The 21608-nt window shown below is 70.2% G+C and carries 17 protein-coding genes and 1 pseudogene; 6 read left to right on the top strand and 12 right to left on the bottom strand.

Annotation, left to right across the window (positions count from 1 at the left end; translation table 11 throughout):
* Position 1 precedes the first annotated feature (1 nt).
* On the bottom strand, positions 2–2320 hold the full coding sequence (locus tag OG452_RS11710; protein WP_327295564.1) for an FtsX-like permease family protein: 2319 nt from the start codon (positions 2318–2320) through the stop codon (positions 2–4).
* Positions 2317–3009, bottom strand: coding sequence for an ABC transporter ATP-binding protein (locus tag OG452_RS11705; protein WP_327295563.1), 693 nt, complete (start codon positions 3007–3009; stop codon positions 2317–2319). Before OG452_RS11705 ends, OG452_RS11710 begins: the two co-directional genes overlap by 4 nt.
* A 278-nt stretch (positions 3010–3287) precedes the next feature.
* On the opposite strand from OG452_RS11705, the gene OG452_RS11700 reads away from it, so the two are divergent.
* A complete protein-coding gene (locus OG452_RS11700) occupies positions 3288–5684 on the top strand; it encodes a transglycosylase domain-containing protein (RefSeq protein ID WP_327295562.1) in 2397 nt (798 codons plus the stop codon).
* A gap of 88 nt (positions 5685–5772) precedes the next feature.
* Here OG452_RS11700 and OG452_RS11695 read toward each other — a convergent pair.
* The 5 genes and pseudogenes from OG452_RS11695 to OG452_RS11675 form a co-directional block, all read right to left on the bottom strand.
* Positions 5773–5979 (bottom strand): annotated as a pseudogene (locus tag OG452_RS11695) (catalase); the annotation flags it as partial.
* A 113-nt stretch (positions 5980–6092) separates the two neighbouring features.
* Complete coding sequence (locus OG452_RS11690) at positions 6093–7925, bottom strand: SpoIIE family protein phosphatase (RefSeq protein WP_327295561.1); 1833 nt, start codon at positions 7923–7925, stop codon at positions 6093–6095.
* A gap of 214 nt (positions 7926–8139) precedes the next feature.
* The gene (gene fomD / locus OG452_RS11685) at positions 8140–8805 is read right to left on the bottom strand and encodes a cytidylyl-2-hydroxypropylphosphonate hydrolase (protein WP_327295560.1); all 666 of its coding nucleotides are present in this window, start codon (positions 8803–8805) and stop codon (positions 8140–8142) included.
* A 137-nt stretch (positions 8806–8942) separates the two neighbouring features.
* Positions 8943–10352 (bottom strand): class II fumarate hydratase, encoded by a 1410-nt coding sequence (locus OG452_RS11680; protein ID WP_327295559.1) that lies wholly within the window; start codon positions 10350–10352, stop codon positions 8943–8945.
* 110 nt (positions 10353–10462) lie between these two features.
* Positions 10463–12127: a fumarate hydratase gene (locus OG452_RS11675; protein ID WP_327295558.1), complete on the bottom strand. Its 1665-nt coding sequence runs from the start codon at positions 12125–12127 to the stop codon at positions 10463–10465.
* A gap of 239 nt (positions 12128–12366) precedes the next feature.
* Here OG452_RS11675 and OG452_RS11670 point away from each other — a divergent pair, with 239 nt between their 5' ends.
* Positions 12367–13038, top strand: coding sequence for a DUF1707 SHOCT-like domain-containing protein (locus OG452_RS11670; RefSeq protein WP_327295557.1), 672 nt, complete (start codon positions 12367–12369; stop codon positions 13036–13038).
* 168 nt (positions 13039–13206) lie between these two features.
* Complete coding sequence (locus tag OG452_RS11665) at positions 13207–13575, top strand: WhiB family transcriptional regulator (RefSeq protein WP_327295556.1); 369 nt, start codon at positions 13207–13209, stop codon at positions 13573–13575.
* 183 nt (positions 13576–13758) lie between these two features.
* Here OG452_RS11665 and glpX read toward each other — a convergent pair whose 3' ends face one another.
* On the bottom strand, positions 13759–14790 hold the full coding sequence (gene glpX / locus OG452_RS11660) for a class II fructose-bisphosphatase (protein WP_327295555.1): 1032 nt from the start codon (positions 14788–14790) through the stop codon (positions 13759–13761).
* A gap of 126 nt (positions 14791–14916) precedes the next feature.
* Between glpX and OG452_RS11655 the strand changes: the two genes are divergently transcribed.
* Complete coding sequence (locus OG452_RS11655) at positions 14917–15495, top strand: DUF4245 domain-containing protein (protein ID WP_327295554.1); 579 nt, start codon at positions 14917–14919, stop codon at positions 15493–15495.
* A gap of 91 nt (positions 15496–15586) precedes the next feature.
* Here OG452_RS11655 and OG452_RS11650 read toward each other — a convergent pair whose 3' ends face one another.
* The 4 genes from OG452_RS11650 to OG452_RS11635 form a co-directional block, all read right to left on the bottom strand.
* Positions 15587–16177, bottom strand: a complete 591-nt coding sequence (locus OG452_RS11650; RefSeq protein WP_327295553.1) for a malonic semialdehyde reductase — start codon at positions 16175–16177, stop codon at positions 15587–15589.
* Between the two features lie 190 nt (positions 16178–16367).
* Positions 16368–16595 (bottom strand): exodeoxyribonuclease VII small subunit, encoded by a 228-nt coding sequence (locus OG452_RS11645; RefSeq protein WP_327295552.1) that lies wholly within the window; start codon positions 16593–16595, stop codon positions 16368–16370.
* A 113-nt stretch (positions 16596–16708) separates the two neighbouring features.
* Positions 16709–17923, bottom strand: a complete 1215-nt coding sequence (gene xseA / locus OG452_RS11640) for an exodeoxyribonuclease VII large subunit (protein WP_327295551.1) — start codon at positions 17921–17923, stop codon at positions 16709–16711.
* Between the two features lie 116 nt (positions 17924–18039).
* Complete coding sequence (locus OG452_RS11635; RefSeq protein WP_327295550.1) at positions 18040–19410, bottom strand: APC family permease; 1371 nt, start codon at positions 19408–19410, stop codon at positions 18040–18042.
* A gap of 123 nt (positions 19411–19533) precedes the next feature.
* Between OG452_RS11635 and OG452_RS11630 the strand changes: the two genes are divergently transcribed.
* Together OG452_RS11630 and ppgK are read left to right on the top strand one after the other, a co-directional pair.
* A complete protein-coding gene (locus tag OG452_RS11630; RefSeq protein ID WP_327295549.1) occupies positions 19534–20565 on the top strand; it encodes a 4-hydroxy-3-methylbut-2-enyl diphosphate reductase in 1032 nt (343 codons plus the stop codon).
* A 166-nt stretch (positions 20566–20731) separates the two neighbouring features.
* The gene (ppgK, locus tag OG452_RS11625) at positions 20732–21496 is read left to right on the top strand and encodes a polyphosphate--glucose phosphotransferase (protein ID WP_327295548.1); all 765 of its coding nucleotides are present in this window, start codon (positions 20732–20734) and stop codon (positions 21494–21496) included.
* Positions 21497–21608: the final 112 nt, after the last annotated feature.

The following is a 21608-nucleotide window of genomic DNA, read 5'->3' as shown; positions in this document are numbered from 1 at the left end:
GTTACTCGGTACGGAGGCCGTCGGGGCGCATCATGCGCCACAGCGGAGGAAGACTGAGCAGGGTGACGAGCAGGATCAGCGCGCCCCCGGCACCGGTCAGCGGGACGAAACCCCACCAGTCCGTGACGGACTTGCCGATCAGCCGCAGCAGCGCGGCGCCGAGCCCGAGACCGCCGCCGACGGCGAGCGCCAGGCCGAGGACCACGGGGACCGCGGTCTGCCAGAGCACCGACCAGCCCAGGGTGAGCCGGCGGGTGCCGAAGGCCACCAGGACCGACAGCAGCTTCCGGCGCTCGCGCAACTGCTCCAGCTGCGACACGAGCATGGAGGCGGCGATCAGCACCATGGTCGCGACCGCCCCGGCGAGCAGCCCGTTCTCGATGCTGGTGTACTGCTTGTCGCGGTCGGCCACTGTGAGGTCCCACACGCGCATGAGCGGGTCGATACGGGCCGCGGTGTTCCGTACGTACTCCGAGGCGTCCGGCACCGAGTGGTCGACCTCGACCAGGGCGCGCGTCTGGGCCGCCGTGAGCTGAGCCGCGCTGATCGCGGACGGTGTGACCAGGATGCCGTCGCGCTTCTCGCCCATCGGGTCGGTGCGGGCCATGACCGTGGGCGAGTCCTTCGGGAGCGTCCACAGCACGGGCTTGCTGTCCCGGCCGATGTTGAGCTTGCCGCCGGGCCGTACGGTCTTGTCCACCCAGGCGTTCATCTCCTGCTGCCCCTCGACGTGGGCGACGAAGGTGTCGCCGTCCTCGCAGGACGGAAGGCGCGCCAGCTCGCGCAGGGTCGGGCAGTCGCCCATGGTGATCATGGTGGTGGGCCAGGGGCCCGACGCGTTCGGATCGCCGCCGGGCTTGTCGGCGTAGGACTCGATGGTGCCGATGACCGCCTTGACGCCCTTGGTGCCCTGGAAGGCGTGGATCATCTGCCGGGCCCGTCCGGCGCTCGGATAGTCCGCCTCGACGTGCATCTGGGCGCGGCTCGGGTCCTGGTCCGTGTTCTTGGTGAAGTCGTCGTGCAGTCCGACGAAGTACATCTGGAGCGCGACCGCACCGGCGACGGCGACCGTGATGCCGCTGACCGCGCGGGCCGCCGATCCGCTGCTGAGCTGGAGCCTGCGGGTGGCCAGCTGGAACGGGACGGGGCCGCCCTTCAGCCGGGCGACGGCCGCCTCGACGAGCCAGGGCAGCAGCGTGGTCAGCCCGGCCAGCACCAGGATCGCGCCGATCGCGACGGGGTACGGATTGACGAGCACGGTCTCGCCGGTGATCCGGCCCGTGCTCAGCAGCACACCGAGGCCGGCGACCGGCATCACCAGACGCCACCAGAGACGGCGCCTGTCGGTGGCGCTCTGCCGGGCGACCCCGAGCGGTTCGACGGTGACCGACCGCATCGCGAACAGCGTGACCAGCACCGCCGAGACCGGCACGGCCAGCGAGATCAGCACCGCGAGCGCGGGGACAGGGGCCAGGTCGGACGGGAACGCGGACATCTTCCACAGCCGGATTCCGCCGATGAACCGCCGGCCCACGAGGAAGACCGCCCAGCCGAGCAGCACCCCCAGGACCGACCCGGCGAACGCCTCGCCCGCCGCGATCCGCCGCGTCATCCGGATGTCGGCGCCGACCAGCCGCAGCGAGGCGAGCCGCCGGTCGCGGCCGTCGCCGCCGAAGCGGACCGCGGTGGCGATGAAGATGGCGACCGGGGTGAGCAGCACGACACAGCCCAGGAGGGTGAGCACGACGAGCTGCGGGGAGAGCGGCGGGCTCAGCGGTCCACCGCCGAAGTGCGCGATCCGGGCGGAGCCCGTCCGCGTGGTCAGAGTGGAGCTGCCCGCGTAGTAGTACAGCTCGCCCGGATCGCTCAGCCCGCCTTGGCCGATGGTGCCGGTGATCCGGTACGGGAGGCGCTCGCGCAGCAGTCTGCCGTCGGCGGAGCCCAGCAGTTTCCTGAGGGCGGGCGAGACCACCATCGTGCCGGGGGCGGGGATCGCGGCGATGCCGGGCGGGGTGATCGGGTGGCTGCCGTCCGGGCGGAGCAGGTAGCCGGTCAGGGAGTTGCCGCGGTACTCGCTCTCGGCATGTCCGTACAGCAGTGTCGTATCGCTGCGCGGTACCGGATTCCCCGGTGCGGAGAGGGTGCGGGCGTCTCCGCGCGCCGACTGGGTGCTCACCGCGCTGGGCAGTGCGGACGCGGCGAGCAGCAGGGCCACCCCCAGGGCGACGCCGACGGCGGTGAGCGTGGTGCGCACCCAGGTCTCCCGGCCGCCGGTCACCGCGAACCGGACCCCCATGGCGAGGTCGTCCAGGCGGCTCATGCGGCGCTCTGCGCGAAGTGGTCGCGGGATTTGCCGTCGCGTACGACGACCTCACGGTCCGAGTAGGCGGCGACGCGCGCTTCGTGGGTGACGAGGACCACAGCGGCATCGGTGGAGCGGGCGGCCTGGGTGAAGAGTTCCATGACGCGCTCGCCGTTGAGGGAGTCGAGCGCGCCGGTCGGTTCGTCGGCGAAGAGCACGCGCGGCCCGGTCACCAGCGACCGTGCCACGGCCACCCGCTGGCCCTGTCCGCCGGAGACCTCGCCGGGGCGCTTGTGCCCCAGCTCGGCGACCTCGAGACGCTCCATCCACTCCAGCGCCCTGCGCTCGGCCTCCTTGCGCTTGGCCCCGTTCAGCCGCAGCGGCAGCGCGACGTTCTCCGTGCAGGTCAGTTCGGGGACGAGCCGGCCGAACTGGAAGACGAAGCCGAAGTCCGTACGGCGCAGCGCGCTGCGGCCCATGTCGTTCATCGCGGTGAGGTCGTGGTCCGCATACCGGATGGTGCCCGAGTCGGGGCTCACTATCCCGGCCAGACAGTGCAGCAGTGTCGACTTGCCGGACCCGGACGGGCCCATCACCGCGACGATCTCGCCTGGTGCGATGGCGAAGTCCGCACCGTCCAGGGCGGGGGTCGGTCCGTAGACCTTGTGAAGGTCTGTTGCGCTGAGCAACGGAGGCTGGGATGGCATGACCCGGACTATACGCAGTACGTATACCTGCGGTGTATACCGGGGGTGCATAGTGCTGGAAAATCCGGACAATCCAGGGTAATCAGGGCGACTTGAGGGGGAGATCGTCCAGGAGTGGCAACCTTGCGGGCTTCCTGCTCGTCGGTTCCCTATGACACAGGTGCTGATTGTCACGTGTGGAAAGGGCCCCATGGGGTGGTCCCTGTCCAAAGGTGCTCAGGAAGCGGTGTTAGCTTTCGACAGCTGGTCTGGGTGAGAGAAGGCGGAGTCACAGAGCGATGGGCCGTGCGGACGATCGACGAGCCCGGCAGCGCGGGGCGCGCCGGGGCAACTCAACGAAGCGCAAGCAGAGCGGGAAGAGCGGCATACGCAGGCTCTTCACCTGGAAGAAGGTCCTGGGCAGCTTCTTCGTTTTCTGCCTGCTGCTGATGGGCGCGTTCGTCGTGTTCTACATGTACGTGCCGGTGCCGAAGGCGAACGCCGACGCCGAGCTCCAGAGCAACGTCTACAAGCTCAGCAACGGCAAGGTGATCGCCCGCACGGGCAAGGTCAACCGGGAGAAGGTCGACCTCTCCGAGGTCCCCCTGGAGGTTCAGCACACCTTCGTCGCCGCCGAGAACAAGACCTTCTACCAGGACCACGGAGTCGACTTCAGGGGCACCGCCCGAGGGCTCTACAACACGGTCCAGGGCCGGAAGCAGGGTGGCTCGACGATCACCCAGCAGTACGTCAAGAACTACTACCTCAGCGCCGACCAGACGGTCACCCGGAAGCTCAAGGAGCTGGTGGTCTCCCTCAAGATCGACCAGAAGTTCTCCAAGCAGCAGATCCTCGCCGGGTACATCAACACCAGCTACTACGGCCGGGGCGCCTTCGGTATCCAGGCCGCGTCCCAGGCGTACTACGGGATCGACGCCAAGAACCTGAACGTGAGCCAGGGCGCGTACCTCGCCTCCCTGCTCCAGGCGCCGAGCCAGTACGACTGGTCGTCCGCGACCGCCGAGGGCAAGAAGCTGGTCAAGGAGCGCTGGGCGTACACCCTGAACAACATGGTCGAGAAGAAGTGGATCGACCCGGCCAAGCGCGCCGAGCAGAAGTTCCCGATTCCGCAGAAGCCGAAGCCCGAGAGCGGTCTGAAGGGCCAGACCGGGTATCTGGTCAAGGCCGCCAACCAGGAGCTCGAGGCGCAGGGCATCTCCGAGGCGCAGATCGATGCCGGCGGCTGGACGGTCACGCTCAACATCGACCCGAAGAAGCAGGCCCAGCTGGAGAAGACGCTCAAGGACCAGCTGACCAGCAAGCTGCACCCCAAGAGCAGTACGGTCGACGCGGACACCCAGGCGGGCGCGGTCTCGGTCAACCCGCACACCGGCGCCATCGAGGCGCTCTACGGCGGCGAGGACTACCTCAAGCACGAGTACAGCAACGCCAAGCGCGTCGACTACCAGCCCGCCTCCACCTTCAAGCCGCTGATCCTGGCGGCAGCCCTGGAGTCCGGCGCCAAGACGCAGCAGGGCCAGCCGATCAAGGCGAACACCATCTACAACGGTGACAGCCGCCGTCCGGTGGTCGACGCCAACGGCAACAAGGTCGGCTTCGCACCTCCCAACGAGGACAACCAGAGCTACGGCCAGATCACCGTCCAGACCGCCATGAACAACTCGGTCAACTCGGTGTTCGCCCAGATGGGCGTGGACGTGGGCCTCGACAAGGTCAGGAAGCTCGGCGTCGACCTCGGCATGAGTTCCCTGAAGAACGCGCAAGCGGTGCCCGCGATGACCCTCGGTTCCTACGGTGCAAGCCCGATGGAGATGGCCGGGATATACGCGACCTTCGACAACCACGGCAAGAAGGTCACCCCGACCATCGTGAAGTCGGCCAGCCTCCCCGGGCGGGAGCCGTTCAAGCCGCAGAAGGCTATCGGCGACCAGGTGATCAGCCCGCAGACGGCGGACGCGGTCACCTCGGTCCTGACCGGCGTGGTCGACCAGGGCACCGGTACCGTCGTCAAGAGGAAGTCACAGCCGGTCGCCGGTAAGACCGGTACGTCGGACAACAACAAGTCCGCCTGGTTCACCGGCTACACCCCGGACCTGGTGACCTCGGTCGGCATGTTCGGTGAGGCGGCCAAGCCGCGCGTGGAGAACGGCAAGAAGATCCAGCAGGGCGCCCAGGTCACCATCAGCGGCGCGGCCGGCAGTGGCACCCGGGTCAACGGTGGTGGCTTCCCGGCCGAGATCTGGGCGGCGTACACCTTCGGTCTCGATATGAAGCCGAGCAAGTTCAGCCTGGACACCGACCAGGGTGCGGCGATGGCACCGACCACTCCGCCGCCGTCGACCCCGCCGCCGTCCAGCCCCGCGTCCCCGCCGCCGTCCACCCCAGCGGCCCCGCCGCCGTCGTCGCCGCCGGCCTCACCGCCGCACAGTCCCGACCCGAGCAACAGCGGGACGGACGGCGGAGGCAACAACCCCTCCGCCGGGGGCAGCTCGAACGCCGGCACGTCGACGAACGGCGGAGGCGGCAACCCCACCACCGGGGGCAGTACGAACGCCGGCACGTCGACGAACGGCGGAGGCGGCAACCCCACCACCGGGGGCAGTTCGAACAACGGCACCTCGACCGGCACGAACAACGGCACCACCAACGGTGGGCCGCTGGACTGGCAGGGCTGACGCCGGAGCGGTACTGAGGACGAACGGTACTGACGACGAGCAGTACGACGACGGAGCAGGACCGGTGGCCCGGTCCTGCTCCGTTGCGGTTGCTGCGCTCGTACCGCATGGGCCCGTCCTTCGCGTACGAGTTGACGGGCGAGCGCGGCCTGTTGGGCGGCAGCTGCATGTAGTTCGGCCCGATCCGGTAGCGGTGCGTGTCCGGATACGAGAACAGCCGGCCCAGCAGCATCTTGGCCGGCGAAGGACCGATGTCCGGCACCATGTCGGACGGCTCGAAGGACGCCTGCTCGATATCGGACCGTTTGGTTCGGCCGGGGTTACGGGCCCGGACAGCGCTGAACCCGGTGGGGCTCCGGAAAAGCTCCCGGAGCCCCACCGGGTTAGCGGGCGGGGCCGGGACCCGGACTACTCGGGCGGCGCGGCCGGCACCTGGATCTCGAACCAGACCACCTTGCCGGTGGAGAGCCGGGTCGCCCCCCACCGCCGGGTCAGCCGGTTCACCAGGAACAGGCCCCGGCCGCCCTCGTCGGTGTCCCGGGCCTTGCGCTGGCGCGGCAGCTGCGGGGAGTCGTCGCCGACCTCGCAACGCAGTACGTCGGTACGCAGCAGCCGCAGTGTCACCGGCCGCTCCGCGTACCGCACGGCGTTGGTCACGACCTCACTGACCAGCAGCTCGACCGAGTCGGACATCTCATCGAGGCCCCAGCGCTCCAGGGCTCTGCGTACCAGCCGCCGGGCGCGGCCCGGGGCCTGCTCCTCCGGGTCGAGGAACCAGTACGCGACGTCGCTCGGCGCGATCCCGTCGAAGCGGGCCGCGAGCAGCGCGATGTCGTCGTCCCGGTCGCCCGGGCCCAGCATGTCCAGCACGTCGTCGCAGAGGGCCTCAAGGGGCGGCGAGTGGTCGGGGCCCGTCAGCTCGGCGGTGGCCGCGAGCCGCTCCCGCAGCTGCTCGATCCCGGTCCAGACGTCCCGCAGCCGCGACTCGACCAGGCCGTCCGTGTAGAGCAGCAGGGTGGCACCGGCGGGCGCGTCCAGCTCGACCGCCTCGAAGTCCACACCGCCCACCCCGATCGGGGCGCCCGGCGGGACCACCAGGACCTCCGCACGGCCGCCCAGATGCAGCAGGACGGGCGGCGGATGGCCCGCGTTGGCGATGGTGATCCGGTGCGCCACCGGGTCGTACACGGCGTACAGGCAGGTCGCCATCCGGTCCGAGCCGAGCCGCTGGGCCTGCTCGTCCAGATGGTGCAGCACCTCGGCAGGCGGCAGGTCCAGCTGCGCCAGCGTCTGGGCCGTCGTCCGGAGCTGGCCCATGATCGCGGCCGAGGTCATGGAGTGCCCCATCACATCGCCGACGACCAGCGCGACCCGGCTGCCGGGCAGCGGAATCGCGTCGTACCAGTCGCCGCCGACCCGCGCGGTCTCGGCCGCGGGCAGATAACGGGACGCCAGCTTGACGCCGGTCGGCTGGGGCAGCGAGTCCGGCAGCATGGTGCGCTGGAGCTCGTCGGCGATGTACGCCTCGCGCCCGTACAGCACGGCCTTGTCGATGCCCAGCGCGGTGTGGGTGGCCAGCTGGGCTGCGACCAGCAGGTCGTTGGGCTCGAAGGGGGGACGGTCGGGGCGGCGGACGAACACGGCGGCACCGATCACCCGGCGTCTGCCCCGCAGCGGGGCGAGGATCGTGCGGTGCCCGTTCGGTACGGTCCGGTCGGGGCCCAGCAGTTCCGGCAGCGCGGCGCGAGCCGCGGCGGAGTCACCGAAGACCGGCCGCACGCCCCGGAGCACTTCGGCGAGTGCGCCCCCTGAGGCCACCTCGCACAGCTGGGCGGTGAGCGGTTCCGGCTGCTCCTCGGAGTCTTCCTCGTCCACTAAACGGAGCCGGTCGGTACGGCGCAGCCGCAGCACGAACGGGACCACCGGGCGCTCGTCGCCCACCGGCAGCGGATCGCGGAGGAAGACGAGTATCGCGTCGGAGAACGTCGGCACGGTCGCTCTGCACAGGCCGAGGACGATCTCGTCGAGGTCAATGCCCCGGGCGATACGCCGGGTGGCAGCCCCCACGAACCGGAGTCTGTCGCCCTCGCTGCGTCCGGGTGAGACCGCGGGTGCCGGTGGGGGCGCGGGGATGGCCCCCGCGGCCGCCACGTCGGCGTCCTTCTGCCGGGGGCGAGTGGGTTCGTGCGGCCGGGCAGCCGTGGGCTGCCGGCCTTCGTGGGAGGTGGTGTGCTCCGTCACGCGAGGGATTCCGTCCGTCCGAGGCAGGTGTGCGATGCAACCGCTTCGAGGGGTCGTATACCCGCTGTCATGGCTGCACCCCCCTGTAGTGACATTCGGTCAGTTCAACTGCTGCACGGGTACGTTGTCTTGGGTTCGAGTCGTGGGGTCGTTGTAGGGCGCAGCCTTGCGGAGGACGATCCTACGTTTGATCCCCGGGGGCGCATCAAGGGTCTCACGACGGCACGTACGCGGGCGTGCGGTCCCAGTCGTCCGGAAGCACGGGCACGGTCCACCGCGGATCCGGCCGCCACGCCTCCCAGCCGTCGGTGAACGGCGACCCCCACGACTCGATCAGCCCGACCGCCGCCCGGCCCGCCCGCCGCACCCGCCGGGCCTGCCCGGCGCCCATCAGGCCGACCTGCTGGGCCTGGGCGAACTCGTCCTCGTCCAGCCACTGCCAACTGCGGTCGGGCAGCACCGAGATGTCCAGGAAGTGGTCCTCGGAATCGACGCCGCCGGCCCACCGGCGGTGCGGTTCCTCCAGATTCACGTACCAGCTCTTGAAGCGCCAACCCCGGTCCCACCACAGCCATACGGACCAGGGCTCACGGGGCCGCACCAGTTTCAGCACACCCATGCCCCACCAGTGGTCGCGCACGACGGTGCGCGGCTTGGTGTACCGGGTGGCGAGCGGCTCCCGGTGCACGGGAGTCCCGTCGGCGAGTGCGGGTTTCATGCACTCGGTGCCGGGTGCCAGCCAGACCGCGAGCAGGTCGTCCGTGTCCTGCACGACGGTCACCGGGCGGCAGATGTGCAGGTGGTCGGACGCGTTGTCGCGGTAGCGCCAGAGAATGTGGTCCCCGGGCGTCCAGTGTTGTGTTCCTCCTGCACCTGTCATGCGGAGATCTTAGGAGTACGGACGGTGCGGCGCAGCGATGCGGGTCACCGGATATCCGGGGGCACCGCTTCCGGGCCCCTCAAGCGCCGGGTGGACCGGTTCTCACCCCCGCCGGCAGGCGCGCGGCCCCCACCTGCTCACGGCCGCTGTTCGCGGGTCGCGGGCCGCGTCATGCTCAGGACGTCCAGCGCCGCGTCCAGTTGCTCCGCCGTCAGGTCGCCACGCTCCACGTACCCCTCGTCCAGCACGACGTCCCGGATGGTCCTGCGCTCGGTCACCGCCCGCTTGGCGACCTTCGCGGCCTCCTCGTACCCGATGTACTTGTTCAGCGGCGTGACCACCGACGGCGAGGACTCCGCGTACTCCCGGGCCCGCTCCGGGTGCGCGGTGATCCCGTCGACCGTGCGGTCCGCGAGCAGCCGGGAGACGTTGGCCAGCAGCCGCACCGACTCCAGGACGTTCTTGGCGATGACCGGGAGCATCACGTTCAGCTCGAAGTTGCCCGCCGCCCCGGCCGCGGCGACCGTCGCGTCGTTGCCCGTGACCTGCGCCGCCACCATCAGCACCGCCTCCGGGATCACCGGATTGACCTTGCCGGGCATGATGGACGAACCGGGCTGGAGGTCGGGCAGCGAGATCTCGGCGAGGCCGGTTCGCGGGCCCGAGGCCATCCAGCGCAGATCGTTGGAGATCTTCGTCAGCCCGGCTCCGATCGTCCGGAGCTGGCCGGACGTCTCGACGAGCCCGTCCCGGGCGCCCTGCGCCTCGAAGTGGTTGCGGGCCTCGGTCAGCGGCAGCCCCGTCGTCCGGGCCACCTCGGCGATGACGGCGGCCGAGAAGCCGGGCGGGGTGTTGATGCCGGTGCCCACCGCCGTACCGCCCAGGGGCAGTTCGGCGAGACGGGGCAGCGAGGAGTTGAGCCGCTCGACGCCGTACCGGATCTGCGCCGCGTACCCGCCGAACTCCTGGCCGAGCGTCACCGGTGTGGCGTCCATCAGATGCGTACGCCCGGACTTGACCACGTCCGAGAACTCCCCGGCCTTGCGCTCCAGCGCCTCGGCCAGGTGGTCGAGCGCCGGGATCAGGTCACGGGTGACGGCCGCCGTCGCCGCGATGTGGATCGACGACGGGAAGACGTCGTTGGACGACTGCGAGGCGTTCACATGGTCGTTGGGGTGCACCTGGCGCCCCAGCCGCTCGGTGGCGAGCGTGGCGAGGACCTCGTTCATGTTCATGTTGGAGGACGTGCCGGACCCCGTCTGGAAGACGTCCACCGGGAACTCGCCGTCCCACCGCCCGTCGGCGACCTCGGCCGCCGCCTCCTGGACCGCCCGCGCGAGATCCTCTTCGACGACCCCGAGCCCGGCGTTGACCTTCGCGGCCGCGGCCTTGATCCGGGCCAGCGCCTCGATGTGTGCCCGCTCCAGGGTCTGGCCCGAGACGGGGAAGTTCTCCACGGCCCGCTGGGTCTGGGCGCGCCACTTGGCGCCGGCGGGGACCCGTACCTCGCCCATGGAGTCGTGCTCGGTCCGGTACTGCTCAGTCATCGTCGTACCTCCACATCGGACAGCAACGTCTGACGGAAGGGTGTTCCCGGCCGCGTACAGAAGATCCCCCCCACGCCGCCGTCCGGCGGTGCGGGGGGACCGGTGGTCTGCTACGCCTGGCCGGGGGCGCGGACCGGGATGCTGAGGATGGTGGGGGACTCGGCGGGCGCCTGGAAGAAGTCGTTGCCCTTGTCGTCCACCACGATGAACGCGGGGAAGTCCTCGACCTCGATCTTCCACACGGCTTCCATGCCCAGCTCCTCGTACTCCAGGACCTCGACCTTCTTGATGCAGTCCTGGGCGAGCCGGGCCGCCGGGCCGCCGATCGAGCCGAGGTAGAAGCCGCCGTGGCTGCCGCACGCGTCGGTAACCTGCTGCGAGCGGTTCCCCTTGGCGAGCATCACCCTGGAGCCGCCGGCGGCCTGGAACTGCTCCACGTACGAGTCCATCCTGCCCGCCGTGGTCGGGCCGAACGAGCCGGACGCGTAACCCTCGGGGGTCTTGGCGGGGCCCGCGTAGTAGACCGGGTGGTCCTTCAGGTACTGCGGCATCTCCTCGCCGGCGTCCAGCCGCTCCTTGATCTTGGCGTGCGCGATGTCGCGCGCCACGACCAGCGGCCCGGTCAGCGAGAGCCGGGTCTTGACCGGGAACTTGGTCAGCTCGGCGAGGATGTCGTCCATCGGCCGGTTCAGGTCGATCTTCACGACGTCGCTGTCCTGCAGGTGCTCGTCGGTGGTGTCGGGCAGGAAGCGCGCCGGGTCGGTCTCCAGCTGCTCCAGGAAGACACCCTCGGCGGTGATCTTCGCGACGGCCTGCCGGTCGGCCGAGCAGGACACGGCGATGGCGACGGGCAGCGAGGCGCCGTGCCGGGGCAGCCGGACGACGCGGACGTCGTGGCAGAAGTACTTCCCGCCGAACTGCGCGCCGATGCCGATCTTCTGCGTCAGCTCGAAGACCTTCTGCTCAAGGTCCGTGTCGCGGAAGCCGTGCCCGGTGGGGGAGCCCTCGGTGGGCAGCTCGTCCAGGTAGTGCGCGGAGGCGTACTTGGCGGTCTTCAGCGCGAACTCGGCCGACGTGCCGCCCACGGTGATCGCCAGGTGGTACGGCGGGCACGCGGCCGTCCCGAGGGACCGGATCTTCTCCTCCAGGAACTTCATCATGGACGCCTCGTTGAGGACGGCCTTGGTCTCCTGGTAGAGGAACGACTTGTTGGCGGAGCCGCCGCCCTTGGCCATGAAGAGGAACTTGTACGCGCCGCCGTCGGTGGCGTACAGCTCGATCTGCGCGGGCAGGTTCGAGCCGGTGTTCTTCTCCTCCCACATGGTGAGCGGGGCCATCTGCGAGTACCGCAGATTGAGCTTCGTGTACGCGTCGAAGATGCCGTGGGACAGGGCTTCCTCGTCGCCGCCCGAGGTCAGCACGGACTGGCCGCGCTTGCCCATGACGATCGCGGTGCCGGTGTCCTGGCACATCGGAAGGACGCCCGCGGCCGCGATGTTGGCGTTCTTCAGCAGGTCCAGCGCGACGAACTTGTCGTTGGACGAGGCCTCGGGGTCGTCGACGATCTTGCGCAGCTGAGCGAGGTGGGCCGGGCGCAGATAGTGCGAGATGTCATGCATGGCCGCGGCGGCGAGCGTGCGCAGCGCCTCGGGCTCGACCTTGAGGAACGTACGCCCGTCGGCTTCGAAGGTGGAGACGCCCTCGGCGGTCACCAGCCGGTACGGCGTGGTGTCCGCTCCCACGGGAAGCAGATCGGAGTACGCAAACTCTGGCATGACGGCCATTCCTCACTCGGCAGACGCGGGCTGGCCTCCATCGGCACAGCATTCACCAGCGTAGAACCACGGGAGGGGTGCACGGTGGTGAGGTAGGACTCACCTCCTGTGCGGGGGCCGTATCCGGTCCCGCGGGGAGGGCTGCGGGAGATGGCCGGCCCCGCCCCGCCCCCGTCCTGGGCCGAGTTGAGCGCCCCTTGCACTAGTCGCGATCTATCGCGTTTGGGTACGCTGGGGCGGTGGACCTCGAAAAGCACGCCCAGCAGCCGCGGCCCGTCGGCATCCGCGCGTCCGACGCCGACCGCGACCGGATCGCGGACATCCTCAGGGACGCCCTGGCCGAGGGGCGCCTCGACGCCGATGAGCACTCCGAGCGGATCGAGTCGGTCTACCGCGCGAAGACCCTCGCCGAGCTGGAGCCGCTGGTGCAGGATCTGCCGGCCGCCACCACCGGCAGCCGCCCCGGCCCCGGTGCCGCGCAGTACGCGGTCGCGGACGACCCGGAGGCCCCGGTCACCGCGGAGAACCTGGTCGCGGTCTTCTCCAGCTCGACCCGGAAGGGCCGTTGGCGCATCGGCCGCAGGACGAACGCCTTCTCGCTTTTCGGCAATGTCGAGATCGACCTCACCGAGGCGCTGTTCGAGCAGCGCCTGACCGTCATCAACGCCACCGCGATCTTCGGCAACGTCGAGGTCAGGGTCCCGGAGAACGTCACACTGCGCGGCAGCGGCACCGGGATCTTCGGCAACTTCGAGGTCGACACGCTCGAATCGGAGAACCCGGAGGCGCCTGTCGTGGTGGTGAACGGGTACGCGGTCTTCAGCAACATCGAGGCCAAGCCGAAGCGGGGCAAGCTGGTGGCGGACCTGCGCACCCTGGTCGACAAGAAGCTGCGCAAGCACCTCGGGTAGCACGCGCCGGGCAGCCCGGAAACGCCGGGCGCTCCGGGCCGGGCACGCGCCGGGACCGTCGCCGCCGACGGGTTCGTGACGGCCGGAACCCAGTGCATAGGCGTGCGCACAGCGGGTAGGGACTGCAGCATCGTCTCTCGCTCGCGAAGCCGTCGTCAGGAGTAGACCGTGCTGCATCCGCCGCATCAGTCCTTGCAGGTAGCTGCCGTGCCGCCGCAGCGCGTTCCGGCACGGGAGGATCAGGCAGGGCCCTGGCATTCGGAGGCGGTGTGCCGCCGGGACGAGGCGGGACTCTTCTTCGCGCCGTCGAAGGAGCCGACAGCTGCCAGACTCGCCCGCGAAGAGGCGGCGAAGCGGGTCTGCGCCCGCTGCCCGGTGCTTGTGGAGTGCCGCGAGCACGCGCTGGCGCAGCCCGAGCCCTACGGGGTCTGGGGCGGGCTGACGGCCGCCGAGCGCCGTGTGGTCCTCGCCCGGCGCAGGCGCCGCGAAGTGGAGCTCAGGAGCACGGTCCAGGACCCCATGGCACAGGCGGGCTGACCGGACGGCGGGACGGCGCGGAACGCCGCCTGCGCAGGTATCACTTGCACGGGACCGCGTTGACAGGCATCACCTGCACGGGACGGCGTGGACAGGCGTACGGGACCACGTACACAGGCATAGGGAAGGGGCGCCCCCAGCCGCACACGGGGGGCGCCCCTTCCTGCTTGGTTCTGCTCGGTCCTACTTGGCGCGGTCGAAGTCGACCGTGCTGTACGCGCGCAGCTTCGACAGCCGGTGTGTCGAGTCGATCTGACGGATCGTGCCCGACTTGGAGCGCATGACCAGCGACTGGGTCGTCGCGGTCTCGGCCCGGTAGCGCACCCCGCGCAGCAGTTCGCCGTCGGTGATGCCGGTGGCCACGAAGAACACGTTGTCACCGCTGACCAGGTCGGTCGTGGAGAGCACCCGGTCCAGGTCGTGGCCCGCGTCGAGGGCGCGCCGGCGCTCGGCGTCGTCCTTGGGCCAGAGCTTGCCCTGGATCGTGCCACCGAGGCACTTGATCGCGCAGGCGCTGATGATGCCTTCGGGCGTACCGCCGATGCCCATCAACAGGTCGACGCCGGTCCCTTCCCGTACGGCCATGATCGAGCCGGCGACGTCGCCGTCCGAGATGAACTTGATCCGGGCGCCGGTCTCCCGGATCTCCTTGACGATGCCCTCGTGGCGGGGGCGGTCGAGGATGACCACGGTCACGTCCTCGGGCGAGGAGTGCTTCGCCTTGGCGACCCGGCGGATGTTGACCGAGACGGGGGCGTTGATGTCGACGAAGTCGGCGGCCTCGGGGCCGGTGACCAGTTTGTCCATGTAGAAGACAGCGGACGGGTCGAACATGGAGCCGCGGTCGGCGGCGGCCAGTACCGCGATGGCGTTCGGCATGCCCTTGGCGTTGAGCGTGGTGCCGTCGATCGGGTCGACGGCGATGTCGACCTCAGGACCGGTGCCGTCGCCGATGTGCTCCCCGTTGAAGAGCATCGGGGCTTCGTCCTTCTCGCCCTCGCCGATGACGACGACGCCGTTCATGGAGACGGTGGAGACGAGGGTACGCATCGCGTTCACCGCGGCTCCGTCCGCGCCGATCTTGTCGCCGCGCCCGACCCAACGGCCGGCGGCCATCGCGGCGGCCTCGGTGACCCGCACGAGCTCCAGGGCGAGGTTGCGGTCGGGGGCCTCCGGGGAGACCTCCAGCTGAGAAGGGAGATGATGCTCGGTCATCGGCACGCACCTTTCTGATACGACGACGGCCGTATGTAGAGGGTTCGTTCGATTCTATCGTCCGGCCGACAAAATGAGCACCGGGGCCCACGCATGAGCAGCGCGGCCACCTGAGACCATGGGTCCGTGGCAGGTACGCGAAGCAAGCAGACAGTGCGCGGAATGATCCAGTCGATGGCGGTCATCCTGGCCGCAGTCGCGGTCATCTACGTGTTCGTTCCGCACGGTGGCACTTCGGAGCCGGTGAAGCCGGTCGACTACCGCGTGGAACAGCTCTCGGCGCAGCGCGCGGCGCCGTATCCGGTGCAGGCGCCGGTCGGGCTGCCGAAGGGCTGGAAGGCGACCTCGGTCTCGTACGCCCAGGACAGCGGCCATGCGTGGCACCTGGGGTTCCTGGATCCGGAGCAGCAGTACGTCGCGGTGGAGCAGGGCACCGGGCCGTCGGACAGGTTCGTCGCGACCGTGAGCAAGGACGCGTCGAAGACGTCGCAGACCCAGCAGGTGGGGGGCGACACCTGGCAGCGCTGGAAGGGCCCCAAGTACAACGCGCTCGTACGCCGGGAGCACGGCTCGACGACGGCGGTGACGGGGACGGCGCCGTACGGGCAGCTGGCGCAGATGGCGGCGGCGCTGAAGGCCGAGAAGCCGGATACCCCCGGGAAGCAGGGGAGTTCCGCGAAGTCTGAGGGCTCCGTGAAGCAGTGAAGCGGTGAAGCAGGTGGCATGGAGAGGCCGCCGTACCCCTCGGGTGCGGCGGCCTCTCCATGTGCCGTGCGGGATGTGCCGTGCGGGTGGCTCAGACGGTGGTGATGACCTCGTCGAGCGGGAGGCGCGGGGAGCGCGGGAACCAGGCGTCGTCGCCCGGCTTGCCGATGTTGACGATCATCAGCGGGGTGTGGTCGTCGTCCAGGAACTCCTTCTGGACACCGGCGGGGTCGAAGCCCGTCATCGGACCCGCGGCCAGACCGGCGGCGCGCACGCCGACGATGAAGTAACCGGCCTGCAGGGTGGCGTTGAGGTGGGCGGCCTGCTCGCGGACCGGGCGCTCCGAGAAGAACGCGTCCTTGGCCTGCGGGAAGTGCGGGAACAGCTGCGGGAGCTCCTCGTGGAACTCGTTGTCCGCGGAGAGGATCGCTACCAGCGGGGCGCCGGCGGTCTTCGGCTGGTTGCCCTCGGCCATGTGCTGCACCAGGCGCTCACGGGCCTCGGCGGAGCGGACCAGGGTGATGCGCAGCGGCGACTGGTTGAAGGCGGTCGGACCGTACTTGACCAGGTCGTAGATCGCCTGAACCTGCTCCTCGGTCACCGGCTCGTCGGTGAAGGTGTTCGCGGTGCGGGCCTCACGGAAGAGGAGGTCCTGGGCGGCGGGGTCGAGAACGAGCGACATCTTTCGTACCTTCCGGACATGCAGTGGATCAAGGGATGCTCCGACTGTACGTCCAGGATGTATTAAGATTCAACTAAATCCGGCCCGTCGTGATCGTCCTCACAACGTACGGACCACCCACAAGGCGGCCGGCCTGTGCCTGGTATCCGTGCCCTGCCCTGTGCCCGTTACGGGATCGCGCCGGGCGCTCTCAGCCCTCGCCCGGTTCCGTACCGTCCCCCAGTGCCGCGTCCAGCCGGGCCCGCGCGCCCTCCAGCCAGCCGCGGCACACCTTGGCCAGTTCCTCCCCGCGCTCCCACAGTGCCAGGGACTCCTCCAGGGTCGTCCCCCCGGTCTCAAGACGCCGTACGACTTCGATCAGCTCGTCGCGAGCCTGCTCGTACCCGGGGGCCGTTCCATCCGTCTTCGCCTCTGCCATCTCATCCACCCTGATCTCATCCACCCTGATCTCGTCGGCCACATTCACCCGGCCCTGTCCACTCCGGCCCTGTCCACGCTGAATCCCACTGCGGCGGGCTCACCGTGGTGGGCTCACCGTGGTGGGCTCACCGTCACGCCCAGCTCGCCCCCGGCGACCCTGGCCCGCAGTGGCTCGCCGTCCGTGACCTCGCCGGGTGCGCGCACCACCGCCCCGTTCTCGCGCTGCAGCACCGCGTACCCCCGCTCCAGCGTCGCCGCCGGGGAGAGCGCCACGACGCGGGCACGGGTGTGGGAGAGCTCCGAGTCCGCGCGGTCCAGCAGATGCCGCAGCGTCCGCCGGCTGCGCTCCACGAGGGCGTCGACGGCTTCCTCGCGCTCCTCGACCATCCGCTGCGGCCGCTCCATCGACGGCCTGGCGAGGGCGGCGGCCAGCCCGCGCTGCTCCCGGTCGAGCAGCCCCTGCATGGTCCGCAGCGAGCGGTCCCGCAGCAGCCGTACGCGCTCCAGCTCCTCCCCGACGTCCGGTACGGCCTTCTTCGCCGCGTCCGTCGGGGTGGACGCACGGACATCGGCCACCAGGTCGAGCAGCGGTGAGTCCGGCTCGTGGCCGATCGCCGACACCACCGGCGTACCGCACGCGGCCACGGCGCGGATCAGCTGTTCGTCCGAGAAGGGGAGCAGATCCTCCACGCTGCCCCCGCCCCGGGCCACGATGATCACGTCCACGCCGGGCAGCCGGTCCAGCTCCTGCACGGCCTCAACCACCTGGGGCACCGCGTGCACCCCCTGCACCGCCACGTTCCGCACCTCGAACCGGACGGCCGGCCAGCGCCGCCGCGCGTTCTCCAGGACGTCCCGTTCCGCCGCGCTCGCGCGCCCGGTCACCAGACCGATCAGCTGCGGCAGAAACGGAACGGGCCTCTTGCGGTCCAGGGCGAAGAGTCCCTCGGCGGCCAGTGTCCGCTTCAACTGCTCAAGGCGGGCGAGCAGTTCACCGATCCCCACCGGCTTGATCTCCACGGCCCGCAGCGACAGCTGGCCGCGCGGTGCGTACCACTCCGGCTTCGCGTGCACCACGACCCGCGCACCCTCCGACACCACGTCGGCGACCGCGTCGAAGACCTGGCGGAAGCACGTCACGGACACCGAGATGTCGTACGAGGGGTCGCGCAGCGTCAGGAACACCACCCCCGCGCCCGGCCGGCGCGAGAGCTGGGTGATCTGCCCCTCGACCCACACCGCGCCCAGCCGGTCGATCCACCCCCCGATGAGCCGTGACACCTCGCCGACGGGCAGCGGCGCGTCCGCACTCGTATTCAGAGCCATGTACGCAGGTTAAGCGGTGCCACTGACAGCCCGGCCGCCACGCGCGGCCTGGTACGGCCAGGCACGGCGAGGCGGCGTCGCGGGTGGCGAGGCCACGGTGCGGCGAGGGCCGGCCGTCACACCTCGCGTCCGACCCGGCTGCCCCGCTGCACCCCGAGCACCATGAGCCCGGCCACCAGCCAGATCAGCCCGACCCACTGGGCCGTGCTCGTCGCCTCCACGATCACCGCGATCGTCACCGCCGCGCCCAGCACCGGCAGCAGCACATGCCGCCACCAGACCGGCGGCCCCTCACCCTTCCGTACCGCGAACCAGCCCACCACCGACGCGTGCAGCAGCAGGAACGCGGTCAGTGCCCCGATGTCGACCACCGAAACCAGCCGGTCCAGGCCGTCGTCGCGGCGCGCCGCCCACACCGCTGCGATCAGCGTCACCACCGCTGCCAGCAGCACAGCGAGCCGCGGCACCCCGGACGGGCCGTTGACCCTGGAGAGGACGTGCGGCAGCCGCCGGTCGCGGCCCATCGCGAAGAGCAGCCGGCTCGCCGCCGCCTGGCCCGCGAGGGCGGCGAAGGCTGCGCCGATCGCCTTGCTCACCGCGACCAGGTCGTGCAGCCAGCTGCCGACCGACGCGTCCACCGTGTCGTAGAAGGCCGAACCCTGCGCGGCGGGCTTCGCGGCCAGCTGGGCGGAGGACATCGGCTCCAGGACCGCCGCCAGATACGACTGCACGATGAAGAGCACCCCCGCGAGCACCAGGCAGAACAGCACCGCCCTGGCGACCTTCGCCGACCCGCCGGTGACCTCCTCGGCGAACGTGGCGATCGCGTCGAAACCCAGATACGAGAGCACCGCGACGGAGACCGCCCCGAGCACCGCCGTCAGCGAGAACCCGGTGTCGCCGGTGAAGGGCGTCAGCCAGCCGCGCTGTGCGCCGTCCTGGATGAGCACCACGATCGCGGCCACCACGAACACCGCCAGAACCGCGATCTCCAGCATGAGCACCGCGAAGCCGACCCGGGCTGCCGCCCGTACGCCCCACAGGTTCAGCGCCGTGGTCACCACCACGGCGAGCGCGGTCCACACCCACCGCGACACGGAGGGCACCAGCGAGTTCATCGCGATTCCCGAGAAGAGGTACGCGACGGCCGGGATCAGCAGATAGTCGAGCATCGCCATCCACCCGGCGATGAACCCGGGCCCCTGGCCGAGCCCCTTGCGCGCGTACGCGAAGACCGAACCGGCCAGCGGGACGACCCGCACCATCTGCGCGTAACTGAACGCGGTGAAGGCCATCGCGATCGTCGCCGCGATGTAGACGAGTACGACGGCGCCGTGCGACTTGGCGTCGAGGGTGCCGAAGATGCCGACCGGGGCCATCGGGGCGATGAAGAGCAGCCCGTACACGACCAGATCCCGGAACCCGAGATTCCGGTGTAGTTCCGGCGTCTTCACACCAATGCCCGCAGCCGTCTCGTCAGAAGTCATGGCATCAGTCTTCCCACAAGTGCGGACCCCGTCCCACCTGACACGGCCCAAGCCCAGCGGCGCGCCGGGCGGCGCCCCGCCGGCCCACCGCCCGGCGCGGGGCAGGCCGTTACGATGGACGGCATGACTGCTACGCCCAGCCCGTCACCCGCCGCCACCCCGACCGGAGACGCCGCGCGGGGCAGCGGCGCCCGCCGAGTCCTGCTGGCCGCCCCGCGCGGGTACTGCGCGGGTGTGGACCGCGCCGTGATCGCCGTCGAGAAGGCCCTTGAGCAGTACGGTGCGCCGGTCTACGTCCGCAAGGAGATCGTCCACAACAAATACGTCGTGCAGACGCTGGAGAAGAAGGGCGCCGTCTTCGTCGACGAGACGCAGGAGGTGCCCGAGGGTTCCATCGTCGTCTTCTCCGCGCACGGTGTCGCCCCGGTCGTCCACGACGAGGCCGCCCAGCGCAGCCTCGCCACCATCGACGCCACCTGCCCCCTGGTGACGAAGGTCCACAAGGAAGCCGTCCGCTTCGCGAACGACGACTACGACATCCTGCTGATCGGCCACGAGGGCCACGAGGAGGTCGTGGGCACGAGCGGCGAGGCGCCCGAGCACATCACGCTCGTGGACGGCCCCGAGGACGTCGCCAACGTCACCGTGCGCGACGAGTCCAAGGTCGTCTGGCTCTCCCAGACCACGCTCTCCGTGGACGAGACGATGGAGACGGTCGACGCGCTCAAGGAGAAGTTCCCGCAGCTGATCTCGCCGCCCAGCGACGACATCTGCTACGCCACGCAGAACCGCCAGACCGCGGTGAAACAGATGGGCGCGGACGCCGACCTGGTCATCGTCGTCGGCTCCAAGAACTCGTCCAACTCGGTACGGCTGGTCGAGGTCGCCCTCGGCGCCGGTGCCCGCGCCTCCCACCTGGTGGACTTCGCGGGAGAGCTGGACGAGGCCTGGCTGGAGGGTGTCACCACGGTCGGCGTGACCTCGGGCGCCTCCGTCCCGGAGATCCTGGTCGACGGCGTACTGGAGTGGCTCGCCGCCCGGGGCTTCGGCGACGTGGAGATCGTGAAGGCGGCCGAGGAGTCGATCACCTTCTCGCTGCCCAAGGAGCTCCGCCGCGATCTGCGCGCCGAGGCCGCCGACCTGTCGGGCAAGTAGCCGCGGCGGGGCCGGGGCTGCTTTCGGGACTGGGGGCCCGGGACCGCTGGGACTCCGGGGACCATTGGGGTTCCCGGGACCGCTGGGGTCCCAGGGACCACTGCCGGAACGCCCCCGAAGCCGCTCCGGGCAAGTGACGGAGGGCTCCACGCCGTAACGTGGAGTCATGCAGATCTTCGGTGTGGACATCGGCGGATCCGGGATCAAGGGCGCTCCCGTTGACCTGGACCGCGGAGACCTGGCGCAGGAGCGCCACAAAGTGCTGACCCCGCATCCGGCCACACCCGACGGTGTGGCCGACGGGGTCGCCGACGTGGTCAGGAACTTCGACTGGTCGGGCACGGTGGGGATCACCTTCCCCGGCGTGGTCACCGACGGCACGGTGCGTACCGCGGCCAATGTCGACAAGAGCTGGATCGACGTCGACGCGGTCAAGCTCATCGGCGGCAAACTCGGTCTCCCGGTGACCGTGCTGAACGACGCCGACGCCGCGGGTATCGCGGAGATGACCTTCGGAGCGGGGCGGGGCCGCAAGGGCACGGTCGTCCTGCTCACCTTCGGTACGGGGATCGGTTCGGCGCTCTTCCACAACGGCGGCCTGGTCCCCAACACGGAGCTGGGCCATCTCGAACTGCACGGCCACGACGCCGAGACGCGCGCGTCGACGAAGGCCAAGGAGGACGAGGACCTGAGCTGGCACCACTGGGCGCACCGGGTGCAGAAGTACCTGGAGCACGTCGAGATGCTGTTCTCGCCCGAGCTGTTCATCATTGGCGGCGGTGTGAGCCGCAAGGCCGGCAAGTTCCTGCCCCTGATCGAGGGGATCCGGGCCGAGATCGTGCCCGCCGAGCTGGAGAACAACGCGGGCATCGTGGGCGCGGCAATGGCGGCGTCGTCGTTGAGCACGGAGGCGGCGGCACGGGAGGCGTAGCACGGAGGGGGCGGCGGGCGTGGCGGCAACGGTCAGCCGTCGCCCGCCCGTCAGCGACCGCCTGGCCCGCCAACCAGGCCAGGCCAGGCCGACCAGGGCAGGCCCGGCAACC

Source organism: Streptomyces sp. NBC_01197, from assembly GCF_036010505.1.
GTDB lineage: Bacteria > Actinomycetota > Actinomycetes > Streptomycetales > Streptomycetaceae > Streptomyces.
The sequence above is the reverse complement of the archived record's forward strand: the minus strand, read 5'-3'. Positions and strand labels throughout refer to the sequence as shown.

Coding starts and splice junctions, on each gene's coding strand:
- OG452_RS11710 (WP_327295564.1), bottom strand. CDS start 2,320: ATGAGCCGCCTGGACGACCTCGCCATGGGGGTCCGGTTCGCGGTGACC.
- OG452_RS11705 (WP_327295563.1), bottom strand. CDS start 3,009: ATGCCATCCCAGCCTCCGTTGCTCAGCGCAACAGACCTTCACAAGGTC.
- OG452_RS11700 (WP_327295562.1), top strand. CDS start 3,288: ATGGGCCGTGCGGACGATCGACGAGCCCGGCAGCGCGGGGCGCGCCGG.
- fomD (WP_327295560.1), bottom strand. CDS start 8,805: ATGACAGGTGCAGGAGGAACACAACACTGGACGCCCGGGGACCACATT.
- OG452_RS11680 (WP_327295559.1), bottom strand. CDS start 10,352: ATGACTGAGCAGTACCGGACCGAGCACGACTCCATGGGCGAGGTACGG.
- OG452_RS11675 (WP_327295558.1), bottom strand. CDS start 12,127: ATGCCAGAGTTTGCGTACTCCGATCTGCTTCCCGTGGGAGCGGACACC.
- glpX (WP_327295555.1), bottom strand. CDS start 14,790: ATGACCGAGCATCATCTCCCTTCTCAGCTGGAGGTCTCCCCGGAGGCC.
- OG452_RS11650 (WP_327295553.1), bottom strand. CDS start 16,177: ATGTCGCTCGTTCTCGACCCCGCCGCCCAGGACCTCCTCTTCCGTGAG.
- OG452_RS11645 (WP_327295552.1), bottom strand. CDS start 16,595: ATGGCAGAGGCGAAGACGGATGGAACGGCCCCCGGGTACGAGCAGGCT.
- xseA (WP_327295551.1), bottom strand. CDS start 17,923: ATGGCTCTGAATACGAGTGCGGACGCGCCGCTGCCCGTCGGCGAGGTG.
- OG452_RS11635 (WP_327295550.1), bottom strand. CDS start 19,410: ATGACTTCTGACGAGACGGCTGCGGGCATTGGTGTGAAGACGCCGGAA.
- OG452_RS11630 (WP_327295549.1), top strand. CDS start 19,534: ATGACTGCTACGCCCAGCCCGTCACCCGCCGCCACCCCGACCGGAGAC.
- ppgK (WP_327295548.1), top strand. CDS start 20,732: ATGCAGATCTTCGGTGTGGACATCGGCGGATCCGGGATCAAGGGCGCT.